Below are 15277 nucleotides of genomic sequence, written 5' to 3'. Positions count from 1 at the left end.
AAATAATCTGAACTAAAAAAGGCATTAAAGTGATTTTGATGTAAATTTGCCCCATGAAATTTTTAAAAGGATTTAGAAAACAGGAAGTTCTGGCATTGGTTTACAGGATTTTTCTGGCCTATGTTTTTTATCAGATTGCCAGACTTTTATTCTGGTATTTTAATAAAGACCTGATTAAAGTAGACTCCGTTTCAGAATATATAAAGCTTGCTTTCCATGGTACTGCTTTTGATACCACAGCCATTTTGTATGTTAATGCACTGTTTATATTGCTTAGTTTACTGCCATTGGTCATCAACACAAAGAAAACTTTTCAGAAAGTTCTTTTCTGGCTGTATTTTATTACCAACGGGATTGCTTATGCCATGAACTTCGGAGATTTTATTTACTATAAATTTTCACAGGCAAGGCTTACTTCGGCAGTGTTTCAGGTGGCAGAGCACGAATCTAACGTTTCTAAAGTGCTGATGATTTCTATCGGGCAACATCCTTTTGTACTGATATGGTATGTGATTCTGATGATCTTATGGGTTTTCCTTTACAAAAAGGTGAAAGTAGAAGAGGTGAAACCTTTGAAATTACTACCTTATTTTATTACCTCCATTATTACTTTATGCATCACAGCAGTGCTGGTTGTGGGAGGAATCAGAGGAGATTTTAAACACAGTACCAGACCTATTAATATGGTGGATGCAACCCGTTTTGTAACCAATCCTCTGCAGGGCAATATGGTGCTCAATAGTACGTTTTCCTTTTTCAGGACTTTAAATACCAATAATTTCAAGGAAGTACATTTTGTAGATGAAAAGTTTATTGAAGAAAATGTTCAGCCTTATAAAGTATACGACAGAAAAGTAGAGAACCGTCCGAATATTGTTATTTTCATCGTAGAATCTTTCGGGAGAGAATATTCCGGAGCATTTAATAAAGATAAAAATATCAAAGATTATGTTTCTTACACTCCGTTTATGGATAGCCTGGCTACCCAAAGCCTTATTTTCCCGAATACTTTTGCGAACGGAAGACAGTCGATTCACGGGATGAGCAGTGTATTGGCCGGAATTCCGAGCCTGACGGATGCGTTTACAGGGTCTCCGTATTCCAATCAGAAAATTCAGTCTATTGTTTCCGTATGTAATGATCTTGGCTATGATACTTCTTTCTATCATGGGGCGCCCAATGGTTCTATGGGATTCCTTGGGTTCGGAAATATCTTAGGATTTAAACATTATTTCGGGAAAACAGAATATAATCATGATGAAGATTTTGATGGAATGTGGGCCATCTGGGACGAACCTTTCCTTCAGTATTTTGCGAAAAATGTCGGAAAGAAGCAGCCTTTTATGACTACTGTATTTACGGCATCATCCCATCACCCTTTTAAAATCCCTGAAAAATATAACGGTAAATTTAAAAAAGGAAAAATTGAAATCCATGAGCCTATGCAGTATACGGATTATGCAATCAAACAATATTTTGAAACGGCTAAAAAACAGCCGTGGTATAATAATACAATCTTTGTTTTCACAGGAGATCACACCAACCAGGTATATTATCCTGAATATGAAAGAGCCATGAACCGTTATGCCGTTCCGTTGGTTTTCTATTCTCCGAATCCTGCCTATCAGTTAAAAGGAGTCAGTCAGGAAATAGCGCAGCAGGCAGATATCTATCCTACACTGGCTGACCTTATCGGGTACAATAAACCAATCAGAAGCTGGGGAAGAAGTCTTGTGAGTGATAAAAAATATCCTTTCATCGTTGTCAACTCAGATGGAAGTACGGATCAGTTCATGATCGGAAATTATATTTACCGTTTTGACGGAAAAGAAATCATCGGAGTCTATGATAAATCTGATCTGAGCCTGGAAAAAAATATCATGAATGAAGTTAGAAATCCTGAAACAGAACAAGGAAAGAAAACTGCAAAAGCCTGGTATCAGGATTATATGGATAGGGTGATCAACAGGAAACTTTATTAATGAGAAAGAGGCAACTTTGGATTGTTTTTTTACTTTTCTTTGTCTCTTTATGCTTTGTATAATAAAAGTTTTTGTTCGTTGAAAATTAATTTATATTTTTATCAATACGTAGATAAAAGTATTGTATAAAAATTAAAACTATAAAAAATATGAAAAAAATATTGTTAACGTTCGCACTTTCTTTATGTGGCGTACTTACATTTGCACAGATAGAAGGTAAGTGGAAAACGATAGATGATGAAACAAAACAGGCAAAATCTATTGTTGAAGTGTACAAAAAATCAGACGGAAAATACTATGGGAAAGTTTCTCAGTTATTAATAAAACCAGCTGAATCAAACTGTACGGCTTGTAAAGATGACAGAAAAGGAAAACCAATTTTAGGATTGGAAATCATCAGAGGGCTGAAAAAAGACGGCGATGAGTTCACAGGAGGAACTATCACGGATCCCAAAACAGGAAAAACATACAAATGTACCATTACAAGAAGCGGTGATAAACTGAACGTAAGAGGGTATTTGGGATTATCTTTATTAGGAAGAACCCAGATTTGGGAAAAAGCTAATTAATTTAAGTTTAAATAGAATTTTAGATGACATTTCAGAAATGAGATGTCATTTTTTATGAACAAAAAATCTCAGGAAGCGGGAAAATCCACAAGAACGGGACATCAGGAAGAAAAATTTATTTTAAATACAGTTAATATTATGACTTCTCATGGAAATGAAGAGCGTTTTTATGATGTGTATAATAAAAAAACACTACTTTTGTAGTCTAAATTTTTCAAGAAAATATGGCAGAATATACTTTTCGTGAGGTAATTGCACAGGCAATGAGCGAGGAAATGCGTAAAGACGAATCCATCTACCTGATGGGGGAGGAAGTTGCAGAATATAATGGTGCATATAAGGCTTCAAAAGGAATGCTGGATGAATTTGGTCCAAAAAGAATAATTGACACACCGATTGCAGAACTTGGATTTACAGGAATTTCTGTGGGAGCCGCAATGAATGGTAACAGACCCATCGTAGAATTTATGACATTCAATTTCTCATTGGTAGGAATTGATCAGATTATCAATAACGCAGCGAAAATCCGTCAGATGAGTGGTGGACAGTGGAATTGTCCAATTGTTTTCCGTGGTCCTACTGCTTCTGCAGGACAATTAGGAGCTACTCACTCTCAGGCATTTGAAAACTGGTTTGCCAACTGCCCTGGGCTTAAAGTGGTGGTACCTTCTAACCCTTATGACGCAAAAGGATTGTTGAAAACAGCAATCCAGGATAATGACCCTGTTATTTTCATGGAATCTGAGCAGATGTATGGAGATAAAATGGAAATCCCTGAAGAAGAATACTACTTACCAATAGGAAAAGCAGATATCAAGAGACAAGGTACAGACGTTACTCTGGTTTCTTTCGGAAAGATCATGAAGCTTGCTTTACAGGCAGCAGAAGATATGGCTAAAGAAGGAATCTCTGTAGAAGTTATCGACCTTAGAACTGTTCGTCCTCTTGACTTCGATACAATTTTAGAATCTGTAAAGAAAACAAACAGACTGGTTATTTTAGAAGAAGCCTGGCCATTCGGATCAGTATCTTCAGAAATTACTTATATGGTACAGCAAAAAGCATTTGATTATTTAGATGCTCCTATCAAGAGAATTACTACTCCTGATGCACCTGCACCTTACTCTGCAGCATTATTTGCAGAATGGTTCCCAAAACTTGAAAAAGTAAAAGAGGAGATCAAAAAAGCGATGTACGTAAAATAGTTATAGAAAAAAACTTCCGAAAGGAAGTTTTTTCATTTATTATATTCATGAAGAAAAATTCTTGACGTCATAAAATTAGTATAAATTTGCGCCTTTAAAATAAATTAAGCTGATATGGCAGAAGTTACAGAAGATGGCTACCACTTCGACATAAAGAAACTTTCCTTCATAGGAGTTTTAGTGTCTCTAGGAATTGTTTTTGGAGATATTGGTACCTCTCCGCTTTACGTAATGAAAGCAATTGTGAATGCAAGATCTCAGGGAAGCAATATGCCTTTCAATGAATACATAGAAGGAGCTCTTTCATGTATTATCTGGACCCTTACCTTGCAGACCACAATCAAATATGTGATCATTGCTTTGAGAGCAGACAACAAAGGTGAAGGAGGTATTCTTGCCTTGTTTTCACTGGTAAGAAACCTTAAAAAAGGATGGCTGTACCTCATTGCAATTATTGGTGCTGCGGCACTTATTGCAGACGGAGTAATTACCCCATCACTGACGGTAATGTCAGCTATTGAAGGTCTTGAAATTTATAATCCCCATACTCCTGTTGTTCCAATCACCATCGGAATTCTGATTGCTATTTTTGTGGTACAGCAGTTCGGGACCAGCTTTATCGGAAAGTTTTTTGGTCCGGTAATGGTAGTTTGGTTCTTGGTATTGGGAGGTCTTGGAGTAATGCATTTAAGTGAAAACTTTGAGATTTTAAGATCTTTCAACCCTTATTACGCTTATAAGCTTATTGTGAACTCTCCGAGTGCCATTGTTATTTTAGGAGCGGTTTTCCTTTGTACTACCGGAGCAGAAGCGCTGTATTCTGACCTGGGACACTGCGGAGCTAAAAACATCAGAGTAAGCTGGGCATTCGTTAAGATCATGCTTATTCTAAACTATCTTGGACAGGGCGCATGGCTTCTGACCAATCATAACAAACCTGGTTTCTCTGTAATAAACCCGTTCTTCGGAATCATGCAGGAATGGATGATCATTCCGGGAGTAATTTTAGCAACAGCCGCTGCAATTATTGCCAGCCAGGCATTGATTACGGGTTCTTTTACCATATTCTCAGAAGCAATGTCTCTTAACCTTTGGCCGAATCAGAAAATTGATTACCCTTCCGGAGTAAAAGGACAGATGTATATTCCAAGAATCAACTGGGGACTTCTTATCCTGTGTATCATTGTTGTTCTGCATTTCAAAGAATCAGGAAAAATGGAAGCCGCTTACGGACTTTCCATTACCGTAACGATGTTGATGACCACCGTTTTATTAGTATTCTGGCTGCTGAAGCACAGAGTAAGCAAGGTACTGATTCTGGTTTTCGCAATGGTTTACATGGCTATCGAATTAGGATTCTTCAGTGCCAACATCATCAAGTTCATGGAAGGTGGATGGATTACCGTTGTATTGGCAGGTTCTATCGGAGTTTCTATGTATGCATGGTACAACGGAAGACTGATCAAAACAAGATTTATTCAGTTTGTGAAAATAGAAAAATATGTGTCTATCCTTAAAGACATGAAGCTGGACGAAACTATTCCGAAATATGCTACCAACCTTGCTTACCTGAGCAGGGCAAAAAGAAATGATGAAGTGGAATCAAAAATTATCTATTCCATCATCAAAAAACAGCCGAAAAGAGCAGATCATTATTTTATCCTGAGTATTGTCAATCAGGAAGATCCCTATACTTTCAGATATACTGTAGACGAGATTCTTCCGGGAACCGTTTATAAAATCAACTTCCTTTTAGGATTTAAAGTAGACCGAAGAATCAACGATTATTTCAATATGGTCCTCAAAGATTTAATGGCGGACGGAACCATTCCTTCAAGAAGCAGCCATCCATCTTTAAGAGCTCATGATATACCACCGGATCTTAAATATGTGATCATAGATAACACCTATATCAACGATATCCTTTTAACTGTTAAACAGAAGATTACTCTTAACATTTACAACTTTGTGAAGTATATCGGAAGTGACGACTTTAAGGCCTGGGGAGTATCTTCGCACAATGTTGAGGTAGAATCTGCACCGATCACAGAATTAACAGTTTATGACAATAAGATCGAGCAGTCCGGATATTTCCGTCACAACTCGTAGCCACTCGTATTAACCATACTATCTATTTAAATAAAATTCAATAAATTTGTAGATAATTTTTTTAATGGATACAATACAAAAAGAAAAAAATATAGCTTTGATCAAGGATGTTTTGAGAAACTACTTATTAGAAAAAGGGTTCAGAAACACACCTGAAAGATATACGATATTGGAAGAAATTTATAATATGGATCATCACTTCAACGTTGATGATCTGTATCTTCTGATGATGCAGAAAAAATATCATGTTTCCAAAGCAACGATTTACAACACGATTGAAATTTTCCTTGATGCAGGTTTAATCCGTAAGCATCAGTTCGGAGAAAAGACATTGACTTCTTCGTCTTATGAAAAGTCTTATTTTGACAAACAGCATGACCATCTGGTGATCTACAAAAAAGACTCTGATAAAGAGATTGAGGAAATTATTGAATTCTGTGACCCAAGAATCCAAGGAATCAAAGAAGCCATTGAAGAAGCATTTGGCGTAAAAATTGATTCTCATTCGCTATATTTTTATGGCACTAAGAATGACTAATTAATGAGAATAGCCCTTTTTCTGTTACTCTTTATTTCTACGCTCAACTTTGCGCAGGATAAAACTCCTGTGAAGAGAGATCCTTATCTGCAGGCTCCTTCACCCACTCAGCCTCAACAGGTGAGACCTGAAGATAAAGTAAAGATCATCCACGCAGACGAAATCAAGAAAGATCCTGAAAAATATGACGGAAATCAATATTTTACCGGTCATGTTCAGATAGAACATCAGGGATCCATTCTTACTGCAGATGAAGTAGTTCTGTATAATGAAGAAAACTTTGTAAAAGCAATAGGCAATACAAGACTTCAAAATACAGACGGCTCTGTAATCACAGCAGGAGAAATGGAATATGATGCCAATACCCAGAAAGGTGTTGCCAGAAAAAATGTGGTCCTGACGGATCCTAAACAGACCATAAAAACAGATATTCTGTATTACGACAGACTGGCAAATCAGGCTTATTTTAATACAGGAGGAACAATTTCGGACGGCCAGAATGTTACCTATGCTAAAGTAGGAACTTATTTTCTCAATACAAGAGTGGTGGATCTTACAGGGAATGTAAAGATTGAAACCCCTCAGTATACTATAGAGGGTCCAAATATCAAGCAGAATCAAAATACAAAAATTGCCGATTTTAATGGTCCTACAACCATTACCAGCAAAACCAATCCACGAAACAGAATCTATACGGAAAGAGGAACCTATAAAATGGATTCCAAGGAGGCATATTTAACCAAAAACTCAAGGATATTTTACAATGAAAAAATCCTTACCGGTGATGATATGTACTACAATCAGATTTCAGGGTTTGGTAAAGCAACAGGCAATGTAACCCTGGATGATCCTAAAGAAAGAAGATACATAAAAGGAGGATACGGAGAGATTTTCGAGAAAAAAGACTCCGCAATGATGACTAAAAGTCCGTATGCTGTAAAAGTGATGGAAAAAGACTCCATTTATTTCGCTGCAGAAAAAATCATCTCTTATCAAAGACCGGACTCACTGGATATCAAAGTGAAGAAAAGCTATCTTAGAGCCTTCAAAAAAGCCCGTATTTATAAATCCAATGCACAGGGAAGAGCAGATTCCATTGCTTTCAACGAAACAGACGGAATCATGCATATGTATACCAACCCGATTCTTTGGAGCGGTGAAAAGCAGGTAACCGGAGATAAAGTAGAAGCCTACTTCAATACCAAAACGGAAGATATTGATTCCTTAAAAGTAATTGGAAATGCCTTTGCCATCAGTAAAGTAGACTCCCTGAACCTGAAAGATGAGTTCAATCAGGTGAAAGGGAAATTCATGACGGTGTACTATGAGAAAAATGCTATTAAAGAAGCAAGAGTAGTTGGAAACGCCCAATCTATCGTTTATGTTGATGATACCGATCAGGAAACCAAAAAACCGGAAAGAATAGGGATTACCTTGTCTACCTGCGGAATTATCGGAGCATTGTTTGAAGAAAGAGCATTACAGATTATTTCCTGCAGTATCGGAGCTGTTTCCGATACCTATCCGATGAGTATGATAGAACCGTCGAAAAGAAAGTTCCCGGATTTTAACTGGAATACCAGAGACCGGATCCGGAAGTGGCAGGATATCCTTGTAGACACTCCGAATAACGAAGAAATACAATATACAGCAGATAATGAGCTCTTCGATAAAGCACAGAAAGCCATAGATGATGAAAAGGCCAAAGAAGAAGCCAAAAAACCTAAACGTACCAGAAAATAACAGAAAAGACCAGTAAAGTACTGGTCTTTTTTGTGGATTAATTTTAGCGTTTAATGAATCTTTTATAGCTTTGCTGAAATTTTTGGAGACAATGGAAATGCATAAAGATTTTTTTACATATCAGGCTCAAACCACAAAATTTGCTGCAGGTTTTGAAGTGGAGAAGGCAGTAGGAAGCTATATTTACGGTACAGACGGAAAAAGATATCTTGACTTTGTAGCAGGAGTTTCTGCCAATACGCTGGGACATTCACACCCTAAAGTTGTGGATGCTATCAAAGAGCAGACGGATAAATACCTTCACGTCATGGTGTATGGTGAATATGCACAGGAAAAACCTGTTGCGTTATGTAAACTGCTTGCAGAAGCTACTCCGGATCCGCTGGAAGTTACTTACCTTGTGAACAGCGGTGCAGAAGCCATTGACGGAAGCTTAAAACTAGCCAAAAGATATACCGGAAGAGAAGAAATTGTTTCCTTTAAAAACTCTTACCATGGAAATACCCACGGCGCTTTAAGTGTTTCAGGAAATGAAACTCACAAGAGAGAATTCCGTCCTTTATTACCGATGGTTTCTTTTATTGAATTTAATAATGAAGAAGACTTCGATAAAATCACAGAAAAGACGGCTTGTGTTATCCTTGAAACCATTCAGGGAGCAGCAGGGTTTCTCGTTCCGGATAACGATTACCTGATCAAACTGAAGAGAAGATGTGAAGAAGTAGGAGCGCTTTTAATTTTAGACGAAATACAGCCGGGATTTGGAAGAACAGGGAAGTTATTCTCTTTCGAGCACTTTGGTATCGTTCCTGATATTCTTGTCATGGGTAAAGGAATGGGAGGCGGTGTTCCTGTAGGAGCTTTTATGAGTTCCAGAGAAATCATGGAAACGCTTTCACATTCTCCTAAATTAGGGCATATTACTACTTTTGGAGGAAATCCACTCATTGCAGCGGCAAGTTATGCTACATTGAAAGAAGTGCTGGAAAGCGGTTTAATGAACGAAGTAGAGGGAAAAGAGAAATTGTTCAGAGAACTTTTGGTTCACCCAAAAATCAAAAATATCAATGGTAAAGGCTTGATGCTGGCTGTCAATCTCGGAACTCCTGAATATACTCTGGAAGTAGCTAAAAAATGTATGGAAAGAGGACTTATTGTTTTCTGGCAGCTGTACAGAAATGAATACCTGAGAATCTCTCCGCCTCTTACATTATCTCTGGATGAAATAAGAGAAGGATGTCAGATTATTATCGACATACTGAATGAAAACTAAAGATAAAATCTCTCCGGAAAGGAGAGATTTTTTTATGTCTTGCATGGTAACTTTTAGCTTTAAAACTTACCATCACAGGGATGTAAAGCCAGTGATAAATATCATGCAGATTCTATAAAAAAGTAATTGTTTTTTTGCGTAATAAAAAAATTAATTTATATATTGCGGGACGATAAAACAAAGATTATATGGCGAAACATAAAGTCCATTACGAATTTCCAATGCACTGTTTATCAGAGATTTTGTACGAATATCTGGCGACTGCAGAGGGATTGTCTGAATGGTTTGCGGATGAGGTAACAGAGAAAGGCGATGATTTCTTTTTTAGCTGGGGTGGAGGTCCTGCTGAGAAGGCCACTTTGATCAGATATAAGCCTGAAGGTTTCGTGCGTTTCAGATGGGAAGAAGATGAAGGAACAAAAAATTTCTTTGAAATGACGATCACTATCGATGATATTACAGAAGATCTGGCTTTAAATATTACAGACTTCTGTGAAGAAGGTGATGAAGAGGAAAATGCAATGTATTGGGAAAATCTTATCGAAAACCTGAGAATAAAACTAGGTGCGGCATAATACCGGGCTATATGAAATGATAAAACTGATGAACGATTTATCGTTCATTATTTTTTTGTAAATAAATTACATCAAAAATTGGAAAATCAATATTTTACATCAGACGAGTTACATGTAAAGAACAGAGCTTTTCTTTGGGGAGACTCAGTAAAAGTTTCTTTCTTTCTAAGAAATGGTGGATTGATCATGGACGAAGAATGCTATTTTTTTCTGATGGCTTCCATGAGAAAGATGAGACTGAATATTCCTTTGACTTACACGCTGGAGTTTTTCCAGACCCTTTTTCAAAAAGAAATTATTGAAGGCAAAGGAATAAGCAATGGAATTATCAATTTCCAGGTGTTCAGAAATAATGATGGAATGACATTGGCAAAATCTTCAGTTTCCTATTTTTACGAGGTGACGGAAATGGCTGATGTGCTTGTTGTTCATCAAAGACCTCTGGAATTGGATTTGATTAAGGAAATTAATGTTAATAACAACCTTTTGAGCAATATCCGGGTTCACTGTCCGGAAAACATTTACGGAGTGATCTATGCGCAGGAAAATGATCTTGACGATGTGATCCTTCTGAATCCAAACAAAAGAATAGCGCGTACCACTGCCGGAAATCTTCTCTTTTTAGAAGGTGATATTATCAAAGTACCAAAGCAGACGGAAGGAGCTTACATTTCTCCTTTGATGGAAAACTTTGTTACTTTTTTACATAAAAATAATCTTGCAGATATTCAGGAACACGAGATTATCGCATTTGAATCTCAGAAGGCTGAAGAAATTTTAATGATTTCTGATGAGAAAGGTATGTTTTCTGTAGGTAAGATAAGAAACAAGACTTTTGAAACTTCCCGTTTCTCCGGATTGGTAGAAAGCTGGAAGAAAAGTTTTAATTCATAAAAATTGACAAACCCGGTAAACAACAAAGTTCCAGAAGTCCTTTACCGGGTTTTATTCTGAGTAAAATCAGAAATTGTTTCTTTATTTAATATTCGTTGATAATCTCAACAAATTTTTGTGCGATTTCTTTCTGCCCTTTCTCACTGGTAATATAATTCCTGTTATCGGAATTATTGATAAAACCAAGTTCTACCAATACAGCAGGTGCTTTGGTTTCTCTTAGCATGTGAAGATTTTGGCGTTCTTCAATTTTACGGGCATTGAATTTCTTATAGATTTTTCCGGCCAACTCCTTTGATACGTCAGAATTCTGAACGTAAACTTCAAATCCGTTGTCAGATCTCTCCTTCTGAGGAGAACTGTTAACGTGAAGAGAAATGACCATTTCAGGGTTCAGCTTATTGATCTGATCTGTTCTTTCAGCAAGGGTAGGAGAACTGTCTGAATCCCTTGTTAAAATGACCTCATACTTATCCTGGTTTTCATTGATTTTCCGGATTTCCTTAGCAATGCTTAATGCAATATTTTTTTCCAGAATTTCACCATAAGCAGCCCCAAAATCATTTCCGCCATGTCCGGCATCAATGACAATGTATTTTTTGCTGATAGGAGTAAATGATAAAAACGCTGTAGAAAATATTGATAAAGCAAGTAGTGTAATACCTTTCATATCAGTGATTTTAGTTTTTCAAAGAACGGAAAAACTTTCTTTAAAATTGGTTAAAAGAATCTTAAAGTTTGTTAATTATCAGAATGATACGAAAAATATACTTTTAGTTCAGGGAAATATCTTCAGGGGAGTTGGCCCAGAGAAGAAATTCTCCTCCAAGATTCTGCATAATAGATTTCCAGAGTGTCTGATCATTGGGAAGCGTATAATCAAGATTATAAACATCCACTACCGTCCACATTTTTCTTTGAACTTCAGTATCCAGCTGATGAGAAGACCATCCGGAATATCCTGAAAAGATTTTGATATGGTTGATATCCAGTTCACTGCTTAAAACCGCATTAATAATACGTTCGATATCTTCTGTAAGATAGTATTCATCAGTAATGTCTGTATAGATCTCTGTAACTCTTTTGCCTTTTACAATGAAAAATACCTTGTCGTTTTCTACAGGTCCTCCATCATATACCTCAATTTTAAAGTCAAAAAAATCTTTGAATTTGCTACTCATCTGGCTGTTCTTTTTATTCAATATCAAACCAAATGCACCACTTTCATTATGTTCAATAACCAATACTACCGATCTTGAAAAAATATCGCCGGAAATGTCGGGTGTCGAGATTAATATTTTACCTTTGTATGAGTGATTCATACTCAAATTTAATAAAAAATATTTATGGAAAACCTGCACGACAGAAGAAAAGTGTACGAGAAATCCCAACTTATTGAAAGTGAGATAAAACAAAATCCAATTGAACAGTTCAGAGACTGGTTTTTGGAAGCCAATGAGAGTCCGATGATCTCAGAAGCTAATGCTATGGCGGTTTCTACAGTAGAAGAAGATGGGTGCCCAAGAACAAGAATGGTACTGCTTAAAGCATATACCCATGAAGGATTTATTTTTTATACCAATTATAACAGCAAAAAAGGAAAAGCAATAGAAAACAACCATAAAGCCTGCCTGCATTTTTTCTGGCCTAATCTTGAAAGGCAGATTATCATCAAAGCTGATCTTGAAAAGGTGGCAGAAAACCTTAGCGACGGTTATTTCCATTCCAGGCCGAAAGGAAGCCAGCTCGGCGCTGTGGTCTCTCCGCAAAGCCAGGTAATTCCCAATAGAGAATTTCTGGAAGATAAGTTAAAAGAGCTGGAAAAGGAGTATGAAAATACGGAAGTTCCAAGACCAGCCCACTGGGGCGGATATCTTGCAAGACCTTATGAAATTGAATTCTGGCAGGGAAGACCCAATCGCCTTCATGACAGGATTATTTATGAGCTTGAAGATCTTGACTGGAAAATCTCGAGACTGGCTCCGTAATGGGAAGTTAGAAGTTAGAAGTTAGAAGTGGCGGTTTCCAATAGGAGATAAGGCGCTTGAAAATATAAAATTTGTAATATCAATAGAAGCGGGCTTTAGCCCGCTTATTTTTATTAGATATGATGATACGGCTCTAGCCAAAACTTAATAATTCTAAACCACTTAAAGCTTCTTAATGGTTGAATTTCCGGTCACAATTTGACATAAAAAAAGGCTGTTTCTAAGAAACAGCCGTGAATTTTTGTAATCTGAATGATTATTTTTTCTTAGCACCTGAAACTGCATTTGATAAATCAGCTCCAGCTTTGAATTTAGCAACTTTTTTAGCAGCAATTTTGATCGGTTTTTTAGTTGCAGGGTTAATACCTTGTCTAGCCGCTCTCTCAGCTACTGAGAAAGTACCGAAACCTACTAAAGAAACTTTTCCGTCTTTTTTCTTTAATGTAGTTGTAACGTTACCAATGAAAGACTCCAGAGCAGCTTTTGCTGCAACTTTAGTGATACCTGCATCTTTTGCGATTGCGTCGATTAATTCAGACTTGTTCATAATTTTTAATATTAAAGTTAGTTCGTAATTATAGCAAATATAGTACTATTTTCTAATTGTGCAATTTTTTTATTAAAACTTGTGCAATTTTTTTGCATTTCACTGAAATCAGTTAAAATATGATAATTCCACTTTTCACAGAAAATCTACGTTACAGGTTACTAAAATCATGCCAAATGCTTATGTGTATTGACTTTAGCAAAAAGTTAATATTATTTTTCGTATTTATTAAATCCTAAATTGTGTATGAAGAATTAATTTTTTTGACCATATGATTATTAAATTTACAAGTAATTTTTATATTTCTTGTGTTTTGTTAAATTAACCCCCTGTGTTTGTGGGAGTTTTAAAATGACAATAAACGCCTGTTTTATTAATTTTTATTAATAAATTTGCAACATGTTAATAGAAGTTTTCAAGTCTAAGATTCATAGGGTGAGAGTAACTGCCTCTGACCTTAATTATATAGGGAGTATAACGATCGATGAAGATCTTATAGAAGCTGCCGGTCTGGTAGTGGGAGAAAGAGTCTATATCGTGAATGTGAACAACGGAGAACGTTTTGATACCTACGTGATCAAAGGGAAAAGAAAATCAGGAGAAGTGTGTCTGAATGGTCCTGCAGCAAGAAAAGTACAGAAAGATGATATCATTATCATCATTGCCTATGCTCAGATGACTCCGGAAGAAGCAAAAGACTTCCAGCCAAAGATCGTTTTCCCGGATGAAAAAACAAATCTTCTTACGTAGTACATGGAGAAAACATCAAAAAGTCCGGTAAAATCAATACTTACAATAGTAATATCGCTTGCTTTTGCAGGCTTTTTTTTATGGCTTGCCTTAAGAGGTCTGGATTTTAAAGTCATTCAAAAGTCATTGGCAAAAGCGAATTATATCTGGGTATTGTTTGCTTCCGTATTTGGTCTTCTGGCGTACTGGTTCAGGGCGATCCGCTGGAATCTGATGCTGGAGCCGATGGGACACAGAATTTCCAATTCCAATGCGCTTTGGTCCATCTCATTTGGTTACCTGATGAATCTTACGATTCCCAGAAGTGGCGAAGTGGCAAGGGCAACCGCTTTATATGGCGTGGAAAAAGTACCTGTAGATAAATCTTTCGGAACTATTATTCTGGAAAGAGTAGTAGATCTGATCTGTATGCTTGGTTTCTTAGGACTGACATTATTGTTTAAATACGAAGCCATTCTGTCATTCTATAAAAATTCAGGAGTAAATATTAATTCTAATAAAATAATATTGATCCTTTCCATTCTGGTAATTGGAACAATTGTATTTTTTGTTTTTAAAAAGAAACTTTCAGGAATTCCTTTTTTAGGAAAAGTGGTTAGCTTTATTGACGGGATTTTTCAGGGGATTACTTCTATTTTTAAATTAAAAGAAAAAGGAAAATTCATTCTTTATACATTAGGAATCTGGATTTGCTATTACTTTGCTGCATATCTGGTATGTTTTGCTCTTCCTGAAACTTCAGCATTTACCTTTGCAGACGGTTTCTTTATTATTGTAGTAGGAACATTAGGTATGATTATCCCTGCCAGTGGAGGAATCGGAGCGTATAACCTTGCCATGAAGTATGGTTTTATGGCTCTTTTTATTTCAGTAGGGAAAAGTGCAGATTTTGGCGGTGAAATGGGACTTACGTACTCCTTTATTTCTTTACCGCTGCAGATTGTAATTATGCTGGTAATGGGATTAATCTCTATTCCTATGCTCGCCAAAGCAAGAAATACAGCAGTTTCGGATAAAGAATTTGAAAATTAATTCAATACATTTTTATATAATACAAGGTTCAATTTTTTAATTGGACCTTTTTTTATGAGAATTTTGTGATTT

16 protein-coding genes are annotated in these 15277 nt (G+C 36.5%); 13 read left to right on the top strand and 3 right to left on the bottom strand.

Annotated features, from left to right (window positions below):
• The first annotated feature begins 53 nt into the window (after positions 1–53).
• From LIV57_RS16050 to LIV57_RS16005, 10 genes are all read left to right on the top strand, one after another.
• Positions 54–1982 carry an LTA synthase family protein gene (locus tag LIV57_RS16050; protein WP_227943429.1) on the top strand — a complete coding sequence of 643 codons (1929 nt, stop codon included), beginning with the start codon at positions 54–56 and terminating at the stop codon, positions 1980–1982.
• Positions 1983–2131: 149 nt separating this feature from the next.
• Positions 2132–2551, top strand: coding sequence for a DUF2147 domain-containing protein (locus LIV57_RS16045; protein WP_227943428.1), 420 nt, complete (start codon positions 2132–2134; stop codon positions 2549–2551).
• A gap of 54 nt (positions 2552–2605) precedes the next feature.
• A complete protein-coding gene (locus tag LIV57_RS16040; RefSeq protein WP_227943427.1) occupies positions 2606–2755 on the top strand; it encodes a hypothetical protein in 150 nt (49 codons plus the stop codon).
• A gap of 20 nt (positions 2756–2775) precedes the next feature.
• On the top strand, positions 2776–3756 hold the full coding sequence (locus LIV57_RS16035) for a pyruvate dehydrogenase complex E1 component subunit beta (protein ID WP_110007971.1): 981 nt from the start codon (positions 2776–2778) through the stop codon (positions 3754–3756).
• A 114-nt stretch (positions 3757–3870) separates the two neighbouring features.
• Positions 3871–5865 carry a KUP/HAK/KT family potassium transporter gene (locus tag LIV57_RS16030; RefSeq protein WP_110007970.1) on the top strand — a complete coding sequence of 665 codons (1995 nt, stop codon included), beginning with the start codon at positions 3871–3873 and terminating at the stop codon, positions 5863–5865.
• 64 nt (positions 5866–5929) lie between these two features.
• Entirely contained in the window at positions 5930–6403 is a 474-nt protein-coding gene (locus LIV57_RS16025) for a Fur family transcriptional regulator (RefSeq protein ID WP_002976876.1), read from the top strand.
• 3 nt (positions 6404–6406) lie between these two features.
• Positions 6407–8146: an OstA-like protein gene (locus tag LIV57_RS16020; RefSeq protein WP_227943426.1), complete on the top strand. Its 1740-nt coding sequence runs from the start codon at positions 6407–6409 to the stop codon at positions 8144–8146.
• 97 nt (positions 8147–8243) lie between these two features.
• Positions 8244–9419, top strand: coding sequence for an aspartate aminotransferase family protein (locus LIV57_RS16015; protein ID WP_227943454.1), 1176 nt, complete (start codon positions 8244–8246; stop codon positions 9417–9419).
• Between the two features lie 188 nt (positions 9420–9607).
• Positions 9608–9994 carry an START-like domain-containing protein gene (locus LIV57_RS16010; protein WP_034696870.1) on the top strand — a complete coding sequence of 129 codons (387 nt, stop codon included), beginning with the start codon at positions 9608–9610 and terminating at the stop codon, positions 9992–9994.
• Between the two features lie 78 nt (positions 9995–10072).
• The gene (locus LIV57_RS16005; RefSeq protein ID WP_227943425.1) at positions 10073–10888 is read left to right on the top strand and encodes an aminotransferase class IV; all 816 of its coding nucleotides are present in this window, start codon (positions 10073–10075) and stop codon (positions 10886–10888) included.
• A gap of 85 nt (positions 10889–10973) precedes the next feature.
• On the opposite strand, the gene LIV57_RS16000 is transcribed toward LIV57_RS16005, so the two are convergent.
• Positions 10974–11558, bottom strand: a complete 585-nt coding sequence (locus tag LIV57_RS16000) for an N-acetylmuramoyl-L-alanine amidase (protein WP_227943424.1) — start codon at positions 11556–11558, stop codon at positions 10974–10976.
• A gap of 103 nt (positions 11559–11661) precedes the next feature.
• On the bottom strand, positions 11662–12210 hold the full coding sequence (locus tag LIV57_RS15995) for a YqgE/AlgH family protein (protein WP_110007966.1): 549 nt from the start codon (positions 12208–12210) through the stop codon (positions 11662–11664).
• Positions 12211–12234: 24 nt separating this feature from the next.
• Between LIV57_RS15995 and pdxH the strand changes: the two genes are divergently transcribed.
• Entirely contained in the window at positions 12235–12876 is a 642-nt protein-coding gene (pdxH, locus tag LIV57_RS15990) for a pyridoxamine 5'-phosphate oxidase (protein ID WP_227943423.1), read from the top strand.
• A 256-nt stretch (positions 12877–13132) separates the two neighbouring features.
• Here pdxH and LIV57_RS15985 read toward each other — a convergent pair whose 3' ends face one another.
• On the bottom strand, positions 13133–13423 hold the full coding sequence (locus tag LIV57_RS15985; RefSeq protein WP_002976900.1) for an HU family DNA-binding protein: 291 nt from the start codon (positions 13421–13423) through the stop codon (positions 13133–13135).
• Positions 13424–13822: 399 nt separating this feature from the next.
• On the opposite strand from LIV57_RS15985, the gene panD reads away from it, so the two are divergent.
• On the top strand, positions 13823–14173 hold the full coding sequence (gene panD / locus LIV57_RS15980) for an aspartate 1-decarboxylase (protein ID WP_002976902.1): 351 nt from the start codon (positions 13823–13825) through the stop codon (positions 14171–14173).
• A gap of 3 nt (positions 14174–14176) precedes the next feature.
• Entirely contained in the window at positions 14177–15205 is a 1029-nt protein-coding gene (locus LIV57_RS15975; RefSeq protein ID WP_227943422.1) for a lysylphosphatidylglycerol synthase transmembrane domain-containing protein, read from the top strand.
• Positions 15206–15277 lie beyond the last annotated feature (72 nt).

This window comes from Chryseobacterium sp. X308 (genome assembly GCF_020733145.1).
Lineage (GTDB): Bacteria > Bacteroidota > Bacteroidia > Flavobacteriales > Weeksellaceae > Chryseobacterium > Chryseobacterium cupriresistens.
Note: the sequence above shows the minus strand (reverse complement) of the source record. Positions and strands in the feature narration are given on the sequence as shown.